This is a genomic window from Streptomyces sp. NPDC007901, from assembly GCF_042959465.1.
In the GTDB taxonomy this organism is placed as follows: Bacteria; Actinomycetota; Actinomycetes; order Streptomycetales; family Streptomycetaceae; genus Streptomyces.
This window is the reverse complement of the sequence record NZ_JBIBKW010000011.1, coordinates 177,995-197,388: the sequence shown is the minus strand read 5'-3', so window position 1 is coordinate 197,388 and position 19,394 is coordinate 177,995. Positions and strand designations below refer to the sequence as shown.

General features: G+C 72.9%; 17 protein-coding genes. 8 read left to right on the top strand and 9 right to left on the bottom strand.

Features of this window, described 5'->3' with window-relative positions:
* Positions 1 to 229: 229 nt before the first annotated feature.
* Both ACFZDK_RS32385 and ACFZDK_RS32380 read left to right on the top strand, forming a co-directional pair.
* Positions 230 to 460, top strand: a complete 231-nt coding sequence (locus ACFZDK_RS32385) for a hypothetical protein (protein WP_390977463.1) — start codon at positions 230 to 232, stop codon at positions 458 to 460.
* A gap of 140 nt (positions 461 to 600) precedes the next feature.
* On the top strand, positions 601 to 1,218 hold the full coding sequence (locus ACFZDK_RS32380) for an HU family DNA-binding protein (RefSeq protein ID WP_365691085.1): 618 nt from the start codon (positions 601 to 603) through the stop codon (positions 1,216 to 1,218).
* 93 nt (positions 1,219 to 1,311) lie between these two features.
* On the opposite strand, the gene ACFZDK_RS32375 is transcribed toward ACFZDK_RS32380, so the two are convergent.
* Both ACFZDK_RS32375 and cofC read right to left on the bottom strand, forming a co-directional pair.
* Complete coding sequence (locus tag ACFZDK_RS32375; RefSeq protein WP_390977462.1) at positions 1,312 to 1,515, bottom strand: hypothetical protein; 204 nt, start codon at positions 1,513 to 1,515, stop codon at positions 1,312 to 1,314.
* A gap of 10 nt (positions 1,516 to 1,525) precedes the next feature.
* A complete protein-coding gene (cofC, locus tag ACFZDK_RS32370; protein ID WP_390977461.1) occupies positions 1,526 to 2,164 on the bottom strand; it encodes a 2-phospho-L-lactate guanylyltransferase in 639 nt (212 codons plus the stop codon).
* A 155-nt stretch (positions 2,165 to 2,319) separates the two neighbouring features.
* Between cofC and ACFZDK_RS32365 the strand changes: the two genes are divergently transcribed.
* Genes ACFZDK_RS32365 through ACFZDK_RS32355 form a run of 3 tightly spaced genes read left to right on the top strand, consistent with a single transcriptional unit; the run spans position 2,320 to position 5,332 of the window.
* Positions 2,320 to 3,108: a 1-acyl-sn-glycerol-3-phosphate acyltransferase gene (locus tag ACFZDK_RS32365; protein ID WP_390977460.1), complete on the top strand. Its 789-nt coding sequence runs from the start codon at positions 2,320 to 2,322 to the stop codon at positions 3,106 to 3,108.
* Positions 3,105 to 4,115, top strand: coding sequence for an NAD(P)H-dependent glycerol-3-phosphate dehydrogenase (locus ACFZDK_RS32360; protein ID WP_355714345.1), 1,011 nt, complete (start codon positions 3,105 to 3,107; stop codon positions 4,113 to 4,115). Before ACFZDK_RS32365 ends, ACFZDK_RS32360 begins: the two co-directional genes overlap by 4 nt.
* Positions 4,116 to 4,174: 59 nt before the next feature.
* A complete protein-coding gene (locus ACFZDK_RS32355; protein WP_390977459.1) occupies positions 4,175 to 5,332 on the top strand; it encodes a D-alanine--D-alanine ligase in 1,158 nt (385 codons plus the stop codon).
* A 110-nt stretch (positions 5,333 to 5,442) separates the two neighbouring features.
* Here ACFZDK_RS32355 and ACFZDK_RS32350 read toward each other — a convergent pair whose 3' ends face one another.
* Complete coding sequence (locus tag ACFZDK_RS32350; RefSeq protein ID WP_390977458.1) at positions 5,443 to 5,928, bottom strand: DUF3515 family protein; 486 nt, start codon at positions 5,926 to 5,928, stop codon at positions 5,443 to 5,445.
* 20 nt (positions 5,929 to 5,948) lie between these two features.
* Entirely contained in the window at positions 5,949 to 6,182 is a 234-nt protein-coding gene (locus ACFZDK_RS32345; RefSeq protein WP_355714353.1) for an Lrp/AsnC ligand binding domain-containing protein, read from the bottom strand.
* A gap of 206 nt (positions 6,183 to 6,388) precedes the next feature.
* Between ACFZDK_RS32345 and ACFZDK_RS32340 the strand changes: the two genes are divergently transcribed.
* Both ACFZDK_RS32340 and thiD read left to right on the top strand, forming a co-directional pair.
* Complete coding sequence (locus ACFZDK_RS32340) at positions 6,389 to 7,354, top strand: thiamine-phosphate kinase (protein ID WP_046733970.1); 966 nt, start codon at positions 6,389 to 6,391, stop codon at positions 7,352 to 7,354.
* Positions 7,351 to 8,178 carry a bifunctional hydroxymethylpyrimidine kinase/phosphomethylpyrimidine kinase gene (gene thiD, locus ACFZDK_RS32335; protein ID WP_390977457.1) on the top strand — a complete coding sequence of 276 codons (828 nt, stop codon included), beginning with the start codon at positions 7,351 to 7,353 and terminating at the stop codon, positions 8,176 to 8,178. Before ACFZDK_RS32340 ends, thiD begins: the two co-directional genes overlap by 4 nt.
* Here the strand turns inward: thiD and ACFZDK_RS32330 are convergent.
* The 3 genes from ACFZDK_RS32330 to rpmB all read right to left on the bottom strand — a co-directional run bounded on the left by ACFZDK_RS32330 (position 8,153) and on the right by rpmB (position 12,692).
* Positions 8,153 to 9,367 carry an FAD-dependent monooxygenase gene (locus tag ACFZDK_RS32330; protein WP_390977456.1) on the bottom strand — a complete coding sequence of 405 codons (1,215 nt, stop codon included), beginning with the start codon at positions 9,365 to 9,367 and terminating at the stop codon, positions 8,153 to 8,155. The genes thiD and ACFZDK_RS32330 overlap by 26 nt on opposite strands.
* A gap of 34 nt (positions 9,368 to 9,401) precedes the next feature.
* Entirely contained in the window at positions 9,402 to 12,410 is a 3,009-nt protein-coding gene (locus ACFZDK_RS32325) for a BTAD domain-containing putative transcriptional regulator (protein WP_390977455.1), read from the bottom strand.
* Between the two features lie 96 nt (positions 12,411 to 12,506).
* Positions 12,507 to 12,692 (bottom strand): 50S ribosomal protein L28, encoded by a 186-nt coding sequence (gene rpmB, locus ACFZDK_RS32320; RefSeq protein WP_003993230.1) that lies wholly within the window; start codon positions 12,690 to 12,692, stop codon positions 12,507 to 12,509.
* Positions 12,693 to 12,952: 260 nt separating this feature from the next.
* Here rpmB and ACFZDK_RS32315 point away from each other — a divergent pair, with 260 nt between their 5' ends.
* Positions 12,953 to 14,638, top strand: a complete 1,686-nt coding sequence (locus ACFZDK_RS32315) for a DAK2 domain-containing protein (protein ID WP_390977454.1) — start codon at positions 12,953 to 12,955, stop codon at positions 14,636 to 14,638.
* Positions 14,639 to 14,647: 9 nt separating this feature from the next.
* On the opposite strand, the gene ACFZDK_RS32310 is transcribed toward ACFZDK_RS32315, so the two are convergent.
* Both ACFZDK_RS32310 and ACFZDK_RS32305 read right to left on the bottom strand, forming a co-directional pair.
* Complete coding sequence (locus ACFZDK_RS32310; protein ID WP_390977453.1) at positions 14,648 to 17,560, bottom strand: tetratricopeptide repeat protein; 2,913 nt, start codon at positions 17,558 to 17,560, stop codon at positions 14,648 to 14,650.
* On the bottom strand, positions 17,560 to 19,386 hold the full coding sequence (locus ACFZDK_RS32305; RefSeq protein ID WP_390977452.1) for an HSP90 family protein: 1,827 nt from the start codon (positions 19,384 to 19,386) through the stop codon (positions 17,560 to 17,562). The genes ACFZDK_RS32310 and ACFZDK_RS32305 overlap by 1 nt, the downstream gene beginning before the upstream one ends.
* Positions 19,387 to 19,394 lie beyond the last annotated feature (8 nt).

Sequence of the window (19,394 nt, the reverse complement as noted above, 5' to 3'; positions counted from 1 at the left end):
CAGCACCCCGCCTGTACCCCCGATCGCCACGATTGGGGGTACAGCCATGTCTGCACCCGAACGGACGCTCGCGTTGTCGCAGCTCTTGCCAACTCCCCACGTTAGGACGGATGTTGTGGGGGTACGTGAGTGCTGTGTCCGTGGCTTCCGCAAGTGCCCGGAAGGCCATTTGAGGCGGCAGTTGCACCCTGCGCAGGCGACAACTCGCCCCAGATGGCACAATCTGTGCATGGAACACGACGGCCAACTCCAGCTCTATGCGGCGGTCGCGGGCCAACTCAAGGAAGCGCACACAAAAGTGCGCGCACTGCAAGTCCCGGAGGGCGTACGGATGGCGCTGACCCGGAAGCTGCTGGTCATTACGGCCGCGGCCAAACACGACGTCGCCGACGCGGCACGGCGGCTCGAACGGTTCAATGCGGACCTCGACGCGGGTCGAATCCCCGAAGGGGAACGCTGACTGGACCGCCCGAGCCGACCGAATCCGTTGCGGCACAAGGGTGATAAGCCCGTTTCGTGTTTGATTTGCGGTATATATCTGCCTAACGTGCGAAAAAGCTTGAACACATTCGTTCTGGCGATGTCTCCGAAGGGGAAGACGTGAACAAGGCGCAGCTCGTAGAAGCGATTGCCGACAAGATGGGCGGCCGCCAGCAGGCCGCCGAGGCTGTCGACCATGTCCTGGACGCCATCGTCCGCGCGGTCGTCGCAGGTGAGCGGGTCTCGGTCACCGGCTTCGGGTCCTTCGAGAAGGTGGACCGCCCCGCCCGCTACGCTCGCAACCCCCAGACGGGCGAGCGGGTTCGGGTCAAGAAGACCTCCGTGCCGCGCTTCCGTGCCGGCCAGGGCTTCAAGGACCTGGTGAGCGGCTCGAAGAAGCTGCCGCGCGGCGGCGAGGTCGCGGTCAAGAAGGCGCCCAAGGGCAGCCTGACCGGCGGCGCTTCGGCGACGGTCAAGAAGGCGGCGGCGAAGAAGACCACCGCCAAGAAGGTGACCGCGAAGAAGGTCACGGCGAAGAAGGTGACCGCCAAGAAGACCACGGCCGCGGCGAAGAAGACCACGGCGACGGCGAAGAAGACGGCCGCCAAGAAGACCACGGCCACGGCCAAGAAGACGGCCGCGAAGAAGGCGCCGGCCAAGAAGGTCACCGCCAAGAAGGCGCCGGCCAAGAAGTCGACGGCCCGCAAGGCCGTCGCCAAGAAGGCCGCCGCTCGCTGAGCTGCGGAGACGTCGGGTTACTCACGCGACGGGCCGGACTCCCCTGGGGCGTCCGGCCCGCGGTGTGTTCGGCGACAGAGGTGGGTTCTCGCCTCAGAGCGTCTGCAAAGTCACCAGGGTGATCCGGAGGTCTCCTCCAGCCCCCTCCGTCTCGATCCGCACCCGCTGCCCCGGCCTGAGCAGGCGCAGGCCGCCCGCGTCGAAGGCCTCGCCGTCGAACGGCACCGGGGTGCCGTCGTCGAGGAGTACCTGGCCGCTGCGGGTCTCGGGGTCGTACGTGTATGCGGTCGCCTGCATGAAGGGCAGCCTACTGGTCCGGGATCAGCAGGCGGGCGGCCACCGCGGCGGTGCGGGGGCCCACGCCCAGGGCGAGCGCCGCGCGCAGGTCCGCGCCGGTGTCCACGTCCTGGCGTACCGAGTCCACGCCGACCAGGCGTAGTTCCTCGGCGCCCGAGCCGCGGTGGCGGGCGCGGGAATCCGGGCCGAATGCGGGCGCCAATTCATGGCCGGGGGTCGCCGCCAGCAGGGTGGTGCCGATTGCCGCGGTGTCCGGGAGAAAAGCCCGCGGGAATTCCGCGGCCGCGTCGAGCACCCGGGACAATTCCAGGGGGCGCAGCGCCGGGAGATCGGCGTTCAGGGCCGCCACGGGGCTTTCCGGTCGCGATGCCCGGACGGCCGCCGCCCCGTGCCGCAGCGCCGCGTTCAGGCCGCTTCCCGGCGGGTCCGGGACGATGCGCGCACCCAGCGCCGACAGTTCGCGCCCGGCCAGCGTGTCGTCCGTGACGACCGCCACATCCTTCACGGACTGGCAGGCCAGGGCCGCCGCCACCGTGTCCTGGGCGAAGGCGAGGGCCAGTGACGGACGCACACCGTCCGCCGCGGTGTCCGCGAGCCTGCTCTTGGCACGGGCCAGAGGTTTGAGCGGGATGACCAAGGTCCACTGCACAGTCGTACCGTCCCTCCCTTGTTGCCTCATTGTCACCCGGGCCCACGGGGCGGTCGCGACACCGAGGCGTACGGTGTTCTCGACAGGCCGGCGGGCCGGGGCCACACTTCTTCCCGATCCCAGGCCGGGAAGAAGTCCTAGAGGAAGGTGTCCGCGTGCCCCGCCGGAGAATCGGCTTCTGGTACCGCTTCGCTGCGGTGCTCTGCAAACCTCCGCTGGTGGTTCTGATCAAGCGGGACTGGCGTGGAATGGAGAACATTCCGGCCGAGGGCGGTTTTATCACCGCGGTGAACCACAATTCCCACATCGACCCCTTCGCCTACGCCCACTATCAGTACAACACCGGCCGCGTTCCGCGATTCCTGGCGAAGAGCGGGCTTTTCAAGAAGGGATTCGTCGGCGCCGCCATGCGGGGCACCGGCCAGATCCCCGTCTACCGCGAGTCCACCGACGCGCTCAGCGCCTTCCGGGCCGCGATCGACGCCGTGGAGCGCGGTGAGTGCGTCGCCTTCTACCCAGAGGGAACGATCACCCGCGACCCCGACCAGTGGCCCATGACCGCCAAGACCGGCGCCGCCCGGGTCGCCCTGCAGACCAGGTGCCCGGTGATCCCCGTCGCCCAGTGGGGCGCCAACGAACTGCTGCCGCCGTACGCGAAGAAGCCCAGCGTGCTGCCCCGCAAGACGCACCACGTGCTGGCCGGCCCGCCGGTCGACCTCACCCGCTTCTACGACAAGGAGATGACCCAGGACCTCCTCAAGGAGGCGACCGAGGTCATCATGGCCGCCATCACCCGCCAGCTGGAGGAGATCCGCGGCGAGAAGGCCCCCGAGACCCCCTACGATCCACGCCAGGTGCGGATCGAGCAGCGGCGCCGGACGCGTGCGTTGCAGAGCGGTCTGGAAGAGTCGCAGAGCGGTCTGGAAGAGGAGAGCGGCAAGTGAGCAAGCCTGCCAAGGCGGCGGTCTTCAGCGCGGGTTCGTGGGGTACGGCCTTCGGGATGGTGCTCGCCGACGCCGGGTGCGACGTCACCCTGTGGGCGCGGCGCGCGGAGGTGGCCGAGGCCATCAACTCCGGCCGTACCAACCCCGACTACCTGCCCGGCGTGGAACTCCCCGAGAACCTGCGGGCCACGACCGACCCCGCCGAGGCCGCGGCCGGCGCCGACTTCACGGTTCTGTCGGTGCCCTCCCAGACCATGCGGGCCAACCTCGCCGACTGGGCGCCGCTGCTCGCGCCCCACACGGTCCTGGTGTCCCTCATGAAGGGCGTCGAACTCGGTACGACCATGCGGATGAGCGAGGTCATCGCGGACGTCGCCAAGGTCGGCCAGGACCGTATCGCCGTGGTCACCGGCCCCAACCTGGCCCGTGAGATCGCCGCCCGGATGCCGGCCGCCGCCGTGGTCGCCTGCACCGACGAGACGGTCGCCCAGCGGCTCCAGGCCGCCTGCCACACCCCGTACTTCCGGCCGTACACCGAGACCGACGTGATCGGGTGCGAGCTGGGCGGTGCCGTGAAGAACGTCATCGGCCTCGCCGTGGGCATCGCCGACGGCATGGGGCTCGGCGACAACGCCAAGGGCTCGCTCATCACGCGCGGTCTGGCGGAGACCGCGCGGCTGGGCAGCGCGCTCGGCGCCGACCCGCTGACCTTCTCCGGACTCGCCGGTCTCGGCGACCTGGTGGCCACCTGCTCCTCGCCGCTCTCCCGCAACCACACCTTCGGCACCAACCTCGGCAAGGGCATGACCCTGGAGGAGACCATCGCGGTCACCCGGCAGACCGCGGAGGGCGTCAAGTCCTGCGAGTCGGTGGCCGATCTGGCCCGCAGGCACGGTGTGGAGATGCCGATCACCGAGACGGTCGTCGACATCGTGCACGAGGGCAAGCCGCCGGTGGTCGCTCTCAAGGAGCTGATGTCGCGCAGCGCGAAGCCCGAGCGACGCTGAGCGAACCCGCACGGCGGACGCTGTCTCGGGGCCCTACCACCGGGTACTCTCAACGCGATATGAGCACCGAGAACCTCCCCCAGAGCCCTGAGCAGCCCGCTCGTAAGCCGCGTGTGGCCGTCGTGTTCGGCGGGCGCAGCTCCGAGCACGGGATCTCCATGGTCACCGCCGGCGCCGTCCTCGCGGCCATCGACCGGACGAAGTACGACGTCCTGCCGATCGGTATCACCCGGGAAGGCCGCTGGGTGCTCACGGCCGACGCACCGGAACGCATGGCGATCTCCGACCGCCGTACGCCCGAGGTCGGCGACCTGGCCGAGTCCACCGAGGGCGGCGTGGTGCTCCCCGTCGACCCGGCCAACCGCGAGGTCGTCTACAGCGAGCCCGGCTCGGTGCCCAAGGCGCTCGGCGAGGTCGACGTCGTCTTCCCGATGCTGCACGGCCCCTACGGCGAGGACGGCACCCTGCAGGGCCTCCTGGAGCTCTCCGGCGTCCCCTACGTCGGCTCGGGCGTGCTCGCCTCGGCCGTCGGCCAGGACAAGGAGTACATGAAGCGGGTGTTCACCACCTTCGGGCTCAAGGTCGGCCCGTACCTGGTGATCCGCCCCCGCGAGTGGCAGCAGGACGAGTCCGCGGCCCGCAAGCGGATCGTCGACTTCGCCGGCGAGCACGGCTGGCCGCTGTTCGTGAAGCCCGCCCGCGCGGGCTCGTCGATCGGTATCACCAAGGTCGACGACCTCTCCGGCCTGGACGAGGCGATCGCCACCGCCCAGGCCCACGACCCGAAGATTTTGGTCGAGGCGGCGCTGCGGGGCCGGGAGATCGAGGTCGGCGTCCTGGAGTTCGAGGACGGCCCGCGCGCCTCGGTCCCGGCCGAGATCCCGCCGCCCTCCGAGCACGCGTACTACGACTTCGACGCCAAGTACATCGACTCCACCCCCGGCATCGTCCCGGCCCCCCTCACCCCCGAGGAGACCGCCGAGGTCCAGAAGCTCGCGGTGGACTCCTTCGAGGCCGCCTCCTGCGAGGGCCTGGTCCGCGCCGACTTCTTCCTCACGGAGGACGGCGACTTCGTGATCAACGAGATCAACACGATGCCCGGCTTCACGCCCATCTCGATGTACCCGCAGATGTGGCAGGCATCCGGCATCAGCTACCCGGACCTGATCGACCGCCTGGTCCAGGCAGCCCTGAACCGTTCAACAGGGCTTCGCTGAAGCGCCCCGCCAGGGGCGCTGGGGGTACCCCCGGCCGAAGGCTGGGGGAGGAACTGAGCGAGCAACCACAACGCACGTGCGCCGACATACAACCGCTCCACTCACGGCGATCAGTCGGCAATCCCCTCAGGCACCGCTTCCTTGACGGCAGGCGCCAAGCTGACCAACGGCGCCATGCCATCGGCACTCCGCCCCGCCGGAATCGTCACCTCGACATACGCCTTCCGCAACGTCGTCGTGAACCGGAACGACTTGTCGGACCGCTGCTCCAGCAGCCACCCCACCCCGTTCACCTCGACCCCGTCGGCCTCCGGATCGGCCATCTTCGCAGGCCGCTCGACACCGCACCGCAGTATGATCGCCGGGTCCCCCCAGCCCGCGGTCAGCGCGGACGAGGGCTCGGGGTCACGGCGCGTGAGCCCGTCGACCTTCTTCGGCAGCACCCCGTCGAGGCGATCGCACCACTTGGTGATCGCCGCACCCGGAGTGGGAACCGCCGCCGACGGAGCGTCGTCTGCTGATGAGCAGCCCGCGGCCGCGATCAACAACAGAGCGAACGCGGGCAGACCGAATGGCCGGTGACGGAAGAAGTTCACCGGCCAAGCGTAGACGGGGGCTACAGATGGACGACCGGGCAGGTCAGGGTACGCGTGATGCCGTCCACCTGCTGGACTTTCGCGACCACGAGCCGACCGAGTTCGTCGACCGTCTCCGCTTGCGCGCGCACGATGACGTCGTACGGTCCTGTCACATCCTCGGCCTGGAGGACTCCAGGGATCTTGCTGATGATCTCGGCGACGGTCGACGCTTTGCCGACCTCCGTCTGGATCAGGATGTACGCCTGTACCACGGAACCTCCAGGGCGGCCACGAGGATCATGTGGGGAAAAGGAACGCCACGGTATCGCGTCGTCGCTCACCGCGGGGAGACCTGCGCGGACAGGGGCTTGCGCGCCAGGGTGCAGGCACGACAGAAGTTGACGGTCACCTCGACCGTATCCAGGACGACGATGACGCGCGAGCGGGCACGGCAAGGCAGAGAAGGGGCGTAAGGGCAATGAAGGGCACTGTTGGTGAGCTGGGGGAGTTCGGGCTCATCAGGGAGCTCACCTCCCGTCTCACCACCACTCCGGCGGTCCGGGTCGGCCCCGGCGACGACGCCGCGGTGGTCGCCGCGCCCGACCGCCGGGTCGTGGCGAGCACCGACATCCTGCTGGAGGGCCGGCACTTCCGCCGCGACTGGTCCACCGCCTACGACGTGGGCCGCAAGGCCGCCGCGCAGAACCTGGCCGACATCGCCGCCATGGGCGCCGTGCCGACCGCCCTGCTGCTTGGCCTGGTCGTCCCCGCCGAACTCCCGGTGACCTGGCCCAGCGAGCTGATGGACGGCATCCGCGACGAGTGCCAGGTGGCCGGCGCCTCGGTGGTCGGCGGCGACGTGGTGCGCGGCGACACGATCATGGTGTCGATCACCGCGCTCGGTGATCTGCGCAACCAGGAGCCGGTCACCCGGGCCGGCGCCCAGCCCGGCGACCTGGTGGCCGTCACGGGCTGGCTGGGCTGGTCCGCGGCCGGTTACGCGGTGCTCTCCCGCGGCTTCCGCTCGCCGCGCGCCTTCGTGGAGGCCCACCGCCGCCCCGAGCCGCCGTACCACGCGGGCCCGGCCGCCGCGGGGCTCGGCGCGACCGCGATGTGCGACGTCAGCGACGGGCTGATCGCCGACCTCGGGCACATCGCCGAGGCCAGCAAGGTGCGGATCGACATCCGGTCCGGCGCGATCGACGTCCCGACCCAGATGAACGACATCGGCCAGGCCGTCGGCGTCGACCCCATCCAGTGGGTGCTGACCGGGGGAGAGGACCACGCGATCGTGGCCACCTTCCCGCCGGACGTGAAGCTGCCCGCCCGCTGGAAGGTCATCGGCGAGGTACTCAACCCGTCCGCGCTGCCCCAGGTGACGGTCGACGGGGCGCCCTGGACCAGCAAGGGCGGCTGGGACCACTTCGGGGACATCGAGTCATGAGCGTCCCGCGCGTGCTGACGGTCGCGGGCTCCGACTCCGGCGGCGGCGCCGGGATCCAGGCCGACCTGAAGACGATGCTGGCGCTCGGCGTGCACGGCATGAGCGTGATCACCGCGGTGACCGCGCAGAACTCCCAGGGCGTGCAGGGCGCTTGGGAACTTCCGGTCGAGGCCGTCCGCGCCCAGTACCGCAGCGTGGTCGACGACATCGGCGTGGACGCGGTGAAGACCGGGATGCTGGCCTCCGCCGAACTCGTCGAGGCGGTCGCGGAGTTGATCGCCGGGACCGACGCGCCCGTGGTGGTGGACCCGGTCGGCGTCTCCAAGCACGGCGACCCGCTGCTCGCCGCCTCCGCCCTGGACTCGGTCCGCACCAAGCTGCTCCCGGTCGCCACCGTCGCCACCCCCAACCTCGACGAGGTGGCCCAACTCACCGGCGTACACGTCGAGTCGGAGGCGGATCTACGACGGGCCGCGGCGGCCGTGCTGTCGTACGGACCGCGGTGGGTGCTGATCAAGGGCGGTCACCTGCCCGGCGAAGCCGTCGACCTGCTCACCGACGGCAGGGACGAACACCTGCTGCGCGCCCCCCGGCACGACAACCGGCACACCCACGGCACGGGCTGCACCCTCGCGTCCGCGATCGCGTCGCAGCTCGCGAAGGGGCGGTCCGTGCCGGAGGCGGTGGCGGCGGCCAAGGAGTACGTCACCGGGGCGATCGCGGCCGGGTTCGCGCTCGGCGCCGGGATCGGGCCCGTGGACCACGGCTGGGCCCTCGGGGCGGAGGCCGGGGCGGGGCTCAGAAGGGGTACTCCCGCAGCTTGATGTCGGTCGCCGCCTTCTCCGTCATCTTCTTGAAGAAGCGGGCCAGCGGCCGGGAGGCGAGCACCCGGTACATCCGGTCCCGGCTGCGGATGCGCCGTTCGGTCGGCGGGGCGAAGAACGGGCCCGCGTTCCCGGAGATCTTCTGGCAGCCCTTGGCGAAGTCCCGGATCCGGGACTCGTACTCGGCGAACGCGGTGCGGTGGTCGCCGCCCGCGAGCGCGAGTTCGCCCGCGAGGACGTACGCCCCGACGATCGCCACCCCGGTCCCCATCCCGCCCATGGTCGCGCCGTACCCGGCGTCCCCGAGCAGCACCACCCGCCCCTTGACGAGCCGGTCGACGTGGATCTGGGCGATCCCGTCGAAGTACAGGTCGTCGGCCTCCTCCAGGGCCTTGAGGACGGCCGGGACCTCCCAGCCCATCCCGGCGAAGCGGTCCCTCAGGATCCGCTTGATCGCCGGGACGTCCCTGCGGTCGTACGACAGCTCCTGCGAGCGGAAGACCAGCAGCGCGCCCGCGCGGTCCGGATCGCCGTCGTAGTTGCCGATGACGACCGCGCGGCCGGGCTCGCTGTAGACCCGGCCGGTGCGGTCCAGGCCCAGGTGGTTGGGGACGTCGAAGCCGGCCACGTAGTGGTCGAAGAAACGCAGGTAGCGGGACTCGTCGCCGAAGACGAGCCGGCGGGTGTTCGAGTGCAGCCCGTCGGCGCCGACGACCAGGTCGAAGCGGCGGGGCGCGCCCTTCTCGAAGGTGACGTCGACACCGTCGGCGTCCTCGGTGAGCGTGGCGATCGAGTCGCCGAAGACGTACTCGACGTCGTCCTTGGTGCGCTCGTACATGAGCAGCGCGAGGTCGCCGCGGAAGATCTCCACGTCGCCGCTCATCAGCTCGGCGGGCAGGTCCACGCGCGGGCTGCCGTCCGCGTCGACGACCGTCTGGCGGCCCATGTGGGTCTGGCGGGCGTGGACCTCGTCCCAGAGGCCCATGGCGGTCAGGACCGTGCGGTGGACATGGCCGCGGAAGTCGACCGCGAAGCCGCCGCCGCGCAGCTGTGGGGCCCGCTCGACGACCGTGACGCGGGCGCCGCGCCGGGCGAGGCCGAGGGCGAGGGCGGGACCGGCGACACTGGCGCCGGAGATCAGGACGTGGAGGTGGGAGAGGTTCTTCGTCTGCTGCGTCTGCTTCGTCATGCGACGAGCCTCGGCGGGGGCGCTGACCGTCCCCCTACCGTTCGCTGACCGCCGCTGACCGTTGCCGCAGGCCCTGCCGGAACGCCTCTTCGTAGGCCTCGGGCGACAGCCGCGCCCGGACCTCCTCCTCGACGCGTACGACGTCCGGGTCGCCCCCGCCGCGGGCGCCCCGCAGCCCCGTCCCGGCGCCCAGCAGCACGGCGGCCCGGTCGGCCGAGCCGGCGACGGAGGCCAGCGCCTCGGCCGCGTCGGCGAGTTCCAGGTCGCCCGGGCCGTCGACGGCAAGTTCGGCGGCCTGCCGGAACCAGTCGCGGGCCTCCTCGGTGTCCCCCTCGGCGGCGGCCGTCCGGCCGAGCCCGATGAGGATCCGGACGGTCTCGCCGACGCTGAACCAGTTGGCGGCACACTCCCGCAGGGCGGTCTCGTACCGCGTACGCGCGCGTGCCGTGTCCCCGGCCAGCCGGGCCGCGTCACCGAGGCCGCGCCGCGCGGCGGCCACCTTGTCGGGAAGACCGGCGCCCCGGGCGAGCGTCAGGGCCTCCTCGAAGTGGGCCTCGGCGGCGGCCGTGCCCCCCTGGTGCAGGAGCACGGTGCCCCGGGTGCGCAGCAGGTCGGCGGTCTCCTCGGGGGCAGCCAGCTCCCGCATGTACGCCAGTCCCTCGTCGAGCAGCTCCAGGGCCTGCCGGGAGTCCCCGCGCGCGTGGGCGAACGCGCCGAGCGGGTCGAGGCAGTTGGCCATGCCCCAGCGGTCGCCGGCGGCCCGGTAGCCCTCCAGCGCCCGGGCGAAGTACTCCTCGGACTCCTCGGGGCGGCCGGCGAACTGCGCCCGGAAGCCCAGGCCCACGTCGAGCAGGGCGCGCGCCCAGGGGGAGGTGCCGGCCAGGGTGAGGGCGTGCGGGTCGGCGGCGGGCCGCGGACCGGCCGCGACCGCCCACAGCACCAGGATGTACGGCAGCCGCAGCGGCTCCCGGTACGCGTTCAGGACGGCGTCCACGCGCGCGATGAGTTCCGGTTCCTCGCCCGCGCCGGAGAGCGCGTTGATCACGCACAGCACGTACTCCTCCTCCAGGCCGGGCGGCGGCGCGTCGCCGACGGCGGCCAGCAACTCCCGCGCCGTCCCCACCCGCTCGCCGTGCAGTCCGCGCAGCCGCCAGAACCAGGAGAGGGGGCCCATCAGGCGCAGGGCGCCGTCCGTGTCACGGCGCACCAGGTGGCGCAGGGCCGCGTCCAGGTTGTCGTGCTCGGCGGCCAGCCGGGCCAGCCAGGGCAGCTGTCCGCCGCCGCGCAGCCGCGGCTCCGCCCGCTCGGCCAGCCGCAGGAAGTACCCGGCGTGGGCGTCCCCGAGGGCCTCCGGGTCCGGCAGGCTCTCGGCGGCGAAGGCCCGGATCGTCTCCAGCATCCGGTAGCGCCCCTCGGACGCCCCGGGGGACTCCGCGAACTCCACGAACGACTTCTCGACCAGCGAGGCCAGCACGTCCTCCGGGTACGGCAGCCCGCACACCGCCTCGACGGCCGCCAGCGTCGCGCCCCCGGAGAACACCGTCAGCCGCCGGGCCAGCTCCCGCTCCTCCTCGTCCAGCAGGCCCCAGCTCCACTCCACGACCGCGCGCAGGGTGCGGTGCCGGGGCGCCTTGGAGCGGTCGCCGCGGGAGAGCAGCCGGAAGCGGTCGTGGAGGCGGTCCGCGAGCTCGTCGGGGGTGAGGGTGCGCAGCCGGGCCGCCGCCAGCTCGATGGCCAGCGGCAGCCCGTCGAGGGCGGCGCAGATCTCCGCCACGCGCGCGTGGCCGTCGAAACCGGGGCGCACGGCGCGGGCCCGGTCCTGGAAGAGCCGCACCGCGGGTTCCGACGGCAGCGGGGGCACCGGGACCAGGATCTCGCCGGTGATGCCGAGCGCCTCCCGGGTGGTGGCGAGCACCCGGACACCCGGGCAGGCGGCGAGCAGCAGGGCGGCGGTCCTGGCGGCCGCTTCCACCAGATGCTCGCAGTTGTCGAGGACGAGCAGCAGCTCGCGGTCCTCCAGGGCGGCCAGCAGCCGGTCGGCGGTGTCGGCGGCGGGACTGCGGAAGCCCTCGCGGACTCCGAGCGCGGCCAGGACGGCGTACGGGACCCGGGAGCCGTCGGTGAGGGGCGCCAGCTCGACGAAGCAGGCGCCGGGGTGGTGCTGGGCCGCCTCGACCGCCAGCCGGGTCTTGCCCGCGCCGCCGGGACCGGTCAGCGTGACCAGCCGGGCGTCGGCCAGGAGGGCGGCGATCCGGCCGAGCTCGGGCTCACGGCCGACGAACCGGGTGAGCTGGACCGGCAGCCGGGGCCGCTCGGGTTCCGTGCCCCGCAGCAGCTCCAGGTGGAGCGCGGCCAACTCCGGCGAGGGATCGGCGCCCAGCTCGTCCGCGAGCGTGCGGCGGGCCTCCTCGTACACGGTGAGCGCCTCGGCGGGCCGCCCGCCCGCGTGCAGGGCCCGCATCAGCTGCCCGTACAGCCGCTCGCCCAACGGCTGGGCGGCGAGCAGCGCGCGCAGCTCCGGTACGAGCTCGGAGCCGCCGCCGAGCGCCAGATCCGCCTCGATCCGGTCCTGTACGGCGGCCGTCCGCAGCTCGTCCAGCCGCGCGGCCTCGGCGGACGCCTCCGGGAGGTCGGGCAGCGCGGGGCCGCGCCACAGGGCGAGGGCGTCCCGGAGCAGGGCGGCCGCCTGCGCGGGGTCCCCGGCGGCGAGGGCGGCACGTCCGGCCGCCGACCGTTCTTCGAACTGGTGTACGTCTACGGAGTCGGGGGTGACGGCGATGCGGTAGCCGGTGGACGTGGCCTCGATCTCGGCGTGCGGGGCCAGCCGCCGACGCAGCCGGGAGACCTGGGACTGGAGCGCGTTGGCGGCCCCGCCGGGCGGCTCGGCGCCGTACAGGCCGTCGGTGAGGCGCTGTGCGGAGACCGCGCGGCCGGCGTCCAGGAGCAGCAGGGTGAGCAGCGCGCGGGGGCGGGGGCCGCCGGGGTCGACGGGGGTGCCGTCGTCGGTGCGTACGTCCAGGGGACCCAGGATGCCGAAGCGCATCCCGGCATTTTAGATACGGCAAAAAGCCGGCCCACCCTGAGGTGGACCGGCTCTCTGCAGCGAACCAGCGGTGGCCGCGCGCTCAGCGACAGTGCGTCAGCGCGAGACCTTGCCGGCCTTGATGCACGAGGTGCAGGCGTTCACGCGCTTCGGCGTCCCGCCGACCACGGTACGCACACGCTGGATGTTCGGGTTCCAGCGGCGAGACGTACGGCGGTGCGAGTGCGAGATGTTGTTGCCGAAGCCCGGCCCCTTGCCGCAGACGTCGCAGTTGGCAGCCACGGGTCACTCCAAAGACTTCAGATGCACTTACGGTTGGATCCCGGCGTGCCGGGATCGAGATCCTGAGGATCAGAGATCTTGAGTGGCGTTGCCAGGGGAATGGCCCGATCAGATCGGGCAACCGGAGCAGCATACAACGGCTGCGTCGGTTAGACGAAACTAGCATGGCTGCTCAGGGGCCGACTCCCGGCCCACTTCCGGTGGACACCCCTTCGGGGTCTACGCTGCGTCCCACGTCCGGCCAGCTCAAGGAGGCGCAGGTGGCGCAGGTGCCGCAGACATTCTTCGATGCTCTGGCGGTACGCACCTGGTGCGGCCTGTCGCTCGGGGCGCTCGGCCGGGCACGCGAGGAGATCGACGCGATCAACGTCTACCCGGTGGCCGACGGCGACACGGGCACGAACCTGTATCTGACCCTGGAGTCGGCCACGGGCGCCGTGGAGGCCGTCTTCGCGGGCTATGAGCTGGGCGAGGAGATCCCGACCCTGGCCGACGCCGTCCGCGCGATGGCGCACGGCGCCCTCATAGGCGCGCGCGGCAACTCCGGCACGATCCTCGCCCAGCTGCTGCGTGGCATGGCCGACGTCCTCACCGAGGGCGGGGCGACGGGTGAGGCGACTCACATCGACGGTGACGGGCTGCGGCTCGCCCTGCGGCACGCCGCAGACTCCGCCCGCCGGGCCGTGGCCCACCCCGTGGAGGGCACGGTGCTGTCGGTCGCGGCGGCCGCCGCGGACGCGGCCGACACGGCGGAGGGCGACTGCGGGGCGATCGCCCGGGCCGCCTACGAGGGCGCGTGCAAGGCGCTCGCGGCGACCCCCGGCCAGCTGGCCGCCCTGGAGCGGGCCGGAGTGGTCGACGCCGGCGGCCGGGGCCTGGTCGCGGTGCTCGGGGCGCTGGTGGAGGCGTTCACCGGGGAGGCGGTGGTCTTCGACCCGCACGCGTACGCGGCGGTCCCGACCGCCTCCGCGCGCGTGGACGCCGTGTCCGACGCCCGGGCCGCCGCCTGCGCCGAGGCCGCCACCGGTCCCGCCTTCGAGGTCATCTACCTCCTGGAGGCCGGGGACGGCGCCGTGGACCGGCTGCGGGCCCGCCTCGACACCCTCGGCGACTCCCTGGTCGTGGTCGGTGGCGACGGCCTGTGGAACGTCCATGTGCACGTCGACGACGCCGGCGCCGCCGTGGAGGCCGGCGTGGAGGCCGGGCGGCCGTACCGGATCCGGATCACCCACTTCGGCGCCGGGGACGCGCACGCCGGCGGGGAGCGGCCGCCGCGCGAGCGGGTGCAGCGGGCCGTGGTGGCCGTCGTACCGGGGGAGGGGCTGGCCGCGCTGTACGCCGAGGCCGGCGCGACCACCGTGCTCGCGCGCCCCGGGGAGCCGCCCGCCAGCGGGGAACTGGTGGACGCCGTACGCCGCGCGCACGCGCGCGAGGTGGTGCTGCTGCCCAACGACGCCGACCTGCGGCACACGGCGGCCGCGGCGGCCGAACAGGTCCGCGCGGAGGGCATCCGGGTCGCCCTCATCCCGACCCGCTCGGCGGTCCAGGGCATCGCCGCGCTCGCCGTGCACCTCCCGGACCGCCGCTTCGACGAGGACGTCGTCCAGATGACCTCGGCCGCCGGCGCCACCCGCCACGCCGAGGTCGTGGTCGCGGAACGGCAGTCCTGGACCATGGCCGGCATCTGCCAGGCAGGGGACGTGCTGGGCCTGATCGACGGCGACGTGGCGGTCATCGGCTCGGACGTGACGGCGACCGCCGAGACCGTCCTGGACCGCATGCTCCAGGCCGGCGGCGAGCTGGTCACCCTGGTCCTCGGCGACGAGGCGCCCGCAGGCGTCGCCGAGCGCCTGGAGGCACGCGTGCGCGAGGCGTACCTCGCCGTCGACACGGTGGTCTACGCCGGCGGCCGGCAGGAAGCCCCGCTCCTCATCGGCGTCGAGTAGACCGGCCGCTCACTCCTCGGTGGGCTCCAGCAGTTGCCGGGCCTCCGCCCGCCGGGCCCGGACCGTCTCGTCGGCCGGGTCGGCGCCCTCGTAGGCGTCCAGCACCGCACGCGCGCGTGCCGCCGCGTCCGCCGGCCGGCTCAGATCGGCCTCCAACCAGCCCGCCGCGAGTTCGGCGCCGGTACGGCTGTGCAGCCCGTCCTCGCCCAGCGCGGCGAACACCGAGACCGCCGCCGCCATCTCGGCGAGCGCCGCCTCGAACGCCTCCTGGATCGCCACGTCCTCGGCGTCCTCGGGGACCGACCGGGCCAGCAGGTCACCGAACTGCCGGTGCGTGTGCCCGAGTTCGGCGGCGAGGCGCTCGGCCGCGGCCGGTTCGGCGACGGTCTCCAACGCCGACTCGCACTCCCCGACCGCGTCCGCCATCAGCCTCCGCGCGCCTGCCGGCCCCGCCTCGGTACGCAGCGCCAGCCACGCGCGGGCCCGCAGTGAGCGGACCAGGAAGTGCACATTGCCCACCGCCCGCCACAGCTCGCCCGCGCGCGTGTACGCACGGTCGGCCTCGACGGGCAGGTCCGCGTTGCCCAGCGACTCGGCGGCCAGGTGCGCGAGGGTGGCGTGGTCGTGCTGCTCGGGCCAGTGCCGGGCGATCTCGGCCGCCTGCAGCCGCCGTTCGGCCGCCGCGTGGTGCTCGCCGAGCTCGCTCAGACAGTCCCCGAGCCACCACTGCGTCTGCACCACGGCGCCGTCCCCGTGCTTGTCGGCGCTCAGGTCGCCCAGCGCCGACTCCAGCACCTCGGCGGCCTCCGCGAACCGCCCCTGGCGCAGCAGGAAGCCGCCCAGCTGGTGCCGGGCCCAGGCACCCAGCGTGCCGCTCTCCCCGGCCTCGTCGGCCCAGTGCGCGGCCTCCAGGGCGTGCTCGGCGGCCTCCTCGGCCGCCCCCCGCCCACCGATCACCTCGGCGAGCTGGAGATGCAGCTGGGCCCGCCCGACCGGCTCCACATACGGCCCGCCGTGCTCCAGGGCCGAGCGCAGCGCCCGCTCCGCCTCGGCCAGGTCGCCCTGCTCATGGGCGAGCGCGGCCGCCCGCACCTCGTACTCGACCGCGAACCAGGGCAGCTCGGCACCGGCGAACTGCGTCGCCGCCTGCCGGAACAGCTCGCCCGCCCGCTCCCCGTCCCCGGCGTGCTCGGCCAGCTCGGCGAGCATCGCCCGCCCCTCGGCCGCCCGGGACACCAGCCGTACGTCGGCCCCGCCGCGCCCGCCGACCAGCGCCAGCAGCTCCCGCACGGCCTGCTCGGCGTCGCCCGCGCCCTCGGACCGCTCGTGCACCAGCCGCATCAGGATCCGCGCCCTGCTCATCAGCACGGACGCCGTCTGCCGCACCCCGGTGGCGTCGTCGGCGTACAGCGCGAGGATCCGGTCGTACGGGTCGGTGATCGCGGCCAGCGCCTCGTCCAGTTCCCCGGCCAGCGCCCGTACGTACGCGGCACGCCCGCGTGCCGCGATCGCCTCGCCCTCGTCGCCCGCCTCCGCGTACAGCTCGGCGGCCCGCTCGAACAGCTCCACGCCCTCCGGGCCGCGTCCCATCGCCGTGTGATCGGTGATCTCCGCGCGGACGTAGGTGTCCACCTCGGTCTCCTCGGCGGCCTCCGCGACCGCCGCCCACGCCTCCAGGGCGTGCGGCTGGAGAGTGTCCGACAGCCGCCGGGCCTCGGCGAGCAGCGCGGGCAGCTCCGGACGCTCCTCCGGCTCCTTTGGCGCGGGCGCCCGCAGCACCGGCGCGACCGGCCCGGCGGGCGCCGTCCGGGCCGCCCGCACACCCAGCGGCAGCCGCTCCACCAGCGGCCGCTGCGCCATGCGCTCGCGCACCTGGTCGCCGACATGGGAGGTGCCGTTGCGGGCGTCGAACCGCGCGGCCAGCTCCAGCGCCTCCGCGCGCGCGTGGACGGCGAGTTCCCCGGCGGTCCACGTCCGCCCGGCGGGCCCCGGCACCCGCTGCCCGTCCAGACCCAGCCCGGTCAGCCGGTCCATCAGCAGCGTCACCACCGCCATGAAGTCCATCCGGCTGCGCGGCTGCCCGGTGTCCGTGAAGTAGGCGGGACGTTCCGCCAGCAGCTCCAGACCGCGCGCCTCGTTGCCGGTCAGCGCGCAGAACTCCACATGGTCCGCGTAGGCGCCCCGCATGCTCTCCATCGGCCGGACAAGCCGGAACCCCCGCAGGTGATGCGCACGGGCCTCGTCGACCCGGCCCAGCCGCAGCAGCGGGACCAGGGAGGAGGCCAGCACCGTGTGCGGCTCATGGGCGCAGCTGTACTCGCCCTCCAGCACCGGCCGCCACAGCTCCAGCGCCTCCTCGTCCCGGCCGTTCTTCAACTGCCAGCCGCCCTGCCCGTGCAGCTCGCACGCGTGGCAGTCGGCCATCCGGTCCCGGTCCGCCGCCAGCCAGGCCGCGTACGCCCGCTCCGCGCGGGCCAGGTCCCCGATGTGCCCGGCGACACTGAACTCCGCACTGCGCACCGCCCGCTCCGAGTGCCCGGCGAGCCGGTAGCGGTGCTCCATCTCGCCCAGCCACTTCTCGATCGAGGCGAGCGGGATGTGCGGCTGGTCGAGCATGCCGGCGGACATCCACTTGAAGACCCAGTGCAGCGAATGCGTCTCGTACTCGTCGAAGTCCTCGGGCCGCTCGTCCCACAGCCGCAGCAGCCGCGCGAACGGGACGAACATCTTGTCCTTCTCGGAGCTGTAGTTGTAGACCTTCAGCTGGTGCCCGAGCGCCTCGATCACGGCGAGCGGGATGTTCAGCTTCTCGGCCTCCAGCAGCAGCAGCTCCGCGCGCGCATTGCGGGCGGGCCCCTCCGGCTCCTCGGAGTTCTCGGCCATCGCGCGACGCAGCGAGTCGAAGTCGGTGATCTCGCCCATCAGCGGTCACCCTCCCCATGAGTGGCCCATTCCAGGAGGCCGATGAACGAGCGGTTGATCAGCGCCGAGTCGGCGGGCCGCAGCGGGCGCTGCGCCATCAGCAGCGCCTGCCCGTACAGCGATTCGGTCGCGGTGCCGATCAGCTCCGGGTCCTTCAGGGAACTGATCCGCCGGATCAGCGGGTTGAGGTGGTTCAGCACCAGCCGCGCGCGGGGCGCACTGCCGCGCAGCGAACCCAGGATGCCCGCCCACAGGTCGTCCGCCTGTTCCTCGGCCTCCGCGCGGGCCTGCTCATGGCGGGCGGCGCGGTCGTCGAGGTGGAGGGCGGGGACGGAGAGGGGGTGGAAGGCGCGGAGCACTATGTCACATTGCAGTGGGTCCAGCTTGGCCCGCGCCGCCGCCAGGAACCCCGCCACCGCCAGCTCCTCCGCCGGGTCCACCGTGTCCAGATGCGCGGTCACGGTGTCCGCGTCCAGCTCCGCGACCACCGTCCCCGGCCGCACCGACGGCAGCGCCTCGACCAGCTCGCTGTCGTACGTGTAACCGCCGTTGATCACCCCGATGCCCTGCGCGGAGGCGATCGGCGCGACCTGCCGGTACTCCTCGACCGACCGCGTGAAGTGCACCACCGGGTGCCGCTGCGCGAACTCCTCCAGGGACAGCTGCCCGTCGGTGGTCTCGAAGGGGAGCCACGGCAGCATCGTCCGCAGCATCTCGCCGTCGTGCCGGGCCAGCGACTTCACGCCCAGATGGTGCACGGACAGGAACGCGGAGAGCCGTTCCGGATCACCCGCCGCCAGCCCGGTCAGCCAGGACCGGATCCTTTCGCCGAGCGCCTCCCGTACGGCGGCCAGCGTCTCGTCCTCGTACAGCGACTCGCGCGAGGCGGTCGGCCGCAGACTGTCCGTGTCCAGCACACAGCGCACGAAGAACGCCCAGTCGGGCAGCAGCTGTTCGGCCCGCTCGGTCAGCAGCATGCCCTTGAGGTGCACCCGGTGCGTGGCCCGCTGGGCGGGGCTCACCGCCGACGGCAGCACATACGCCACCCCCCGGATCCCGGCCAGCGGAACGTCGAGGGCGATCGAGTCCAACGGCGTGAACCCGAACAGCTCCTGGCAGTGCCGGGCCAGCGCCACCCGCCGGGTGCTGGGGGAGGGGTACGACCGGTCCCAGGGCGCCGGCAGGTCGGTGACCGCCTCGTCGCCCACCCGGACGTCGTACGGCAGCAGCGAACCGAAGTCCCGCGCCAGCGCCAGCACCCGCCGCTCGTCCAGCCACTCCGCCGCACCCGCCCGTGCCACCAGATGCACGGTGGTGCCGGGCTCCGGACGGGCCTCGGGCGCCAACGTCCGCACGGTGTACGACCCGTCGTCCCGCGCCGTCCACTCCACGGGCGGCGCGTCCGGCGTCCGGGCACTGCGGCTGACCACCCGGATCCGCTCGGCGACCACGAAACAGGCCAGCAGCCCGATGCCGAACTGCCCCAGGAAGTCGGAGCGGGCCTCCTGCAGCCCGTCCCCGCGCTTGGAACTCCGCCCGATGGTCGCGAGCAGGGTGTGCACGTCCGACTCGGTGAGCCCGACGCCGCTGTCCTCCACCCGCAGCGAACTGCCGTCCGCGTACAGCCGCACCCGCGCCGGGGCGTCGGGCTGCTCGGCCCGTCTCGCGGTGATCGCGTCCACCGCGTTCTGCAGCAGCTCGCGCAGGTAGACCTTGGGACTGGAGTACAGGTGATGGGAGAGCAGGTCCACCAAGCCACGCAGGTCGACCTGGAACGTATGGGGTGACTGTGATGCCTGGGATGACTCTGAGGTCTGGGAATCCATCGTCGCTG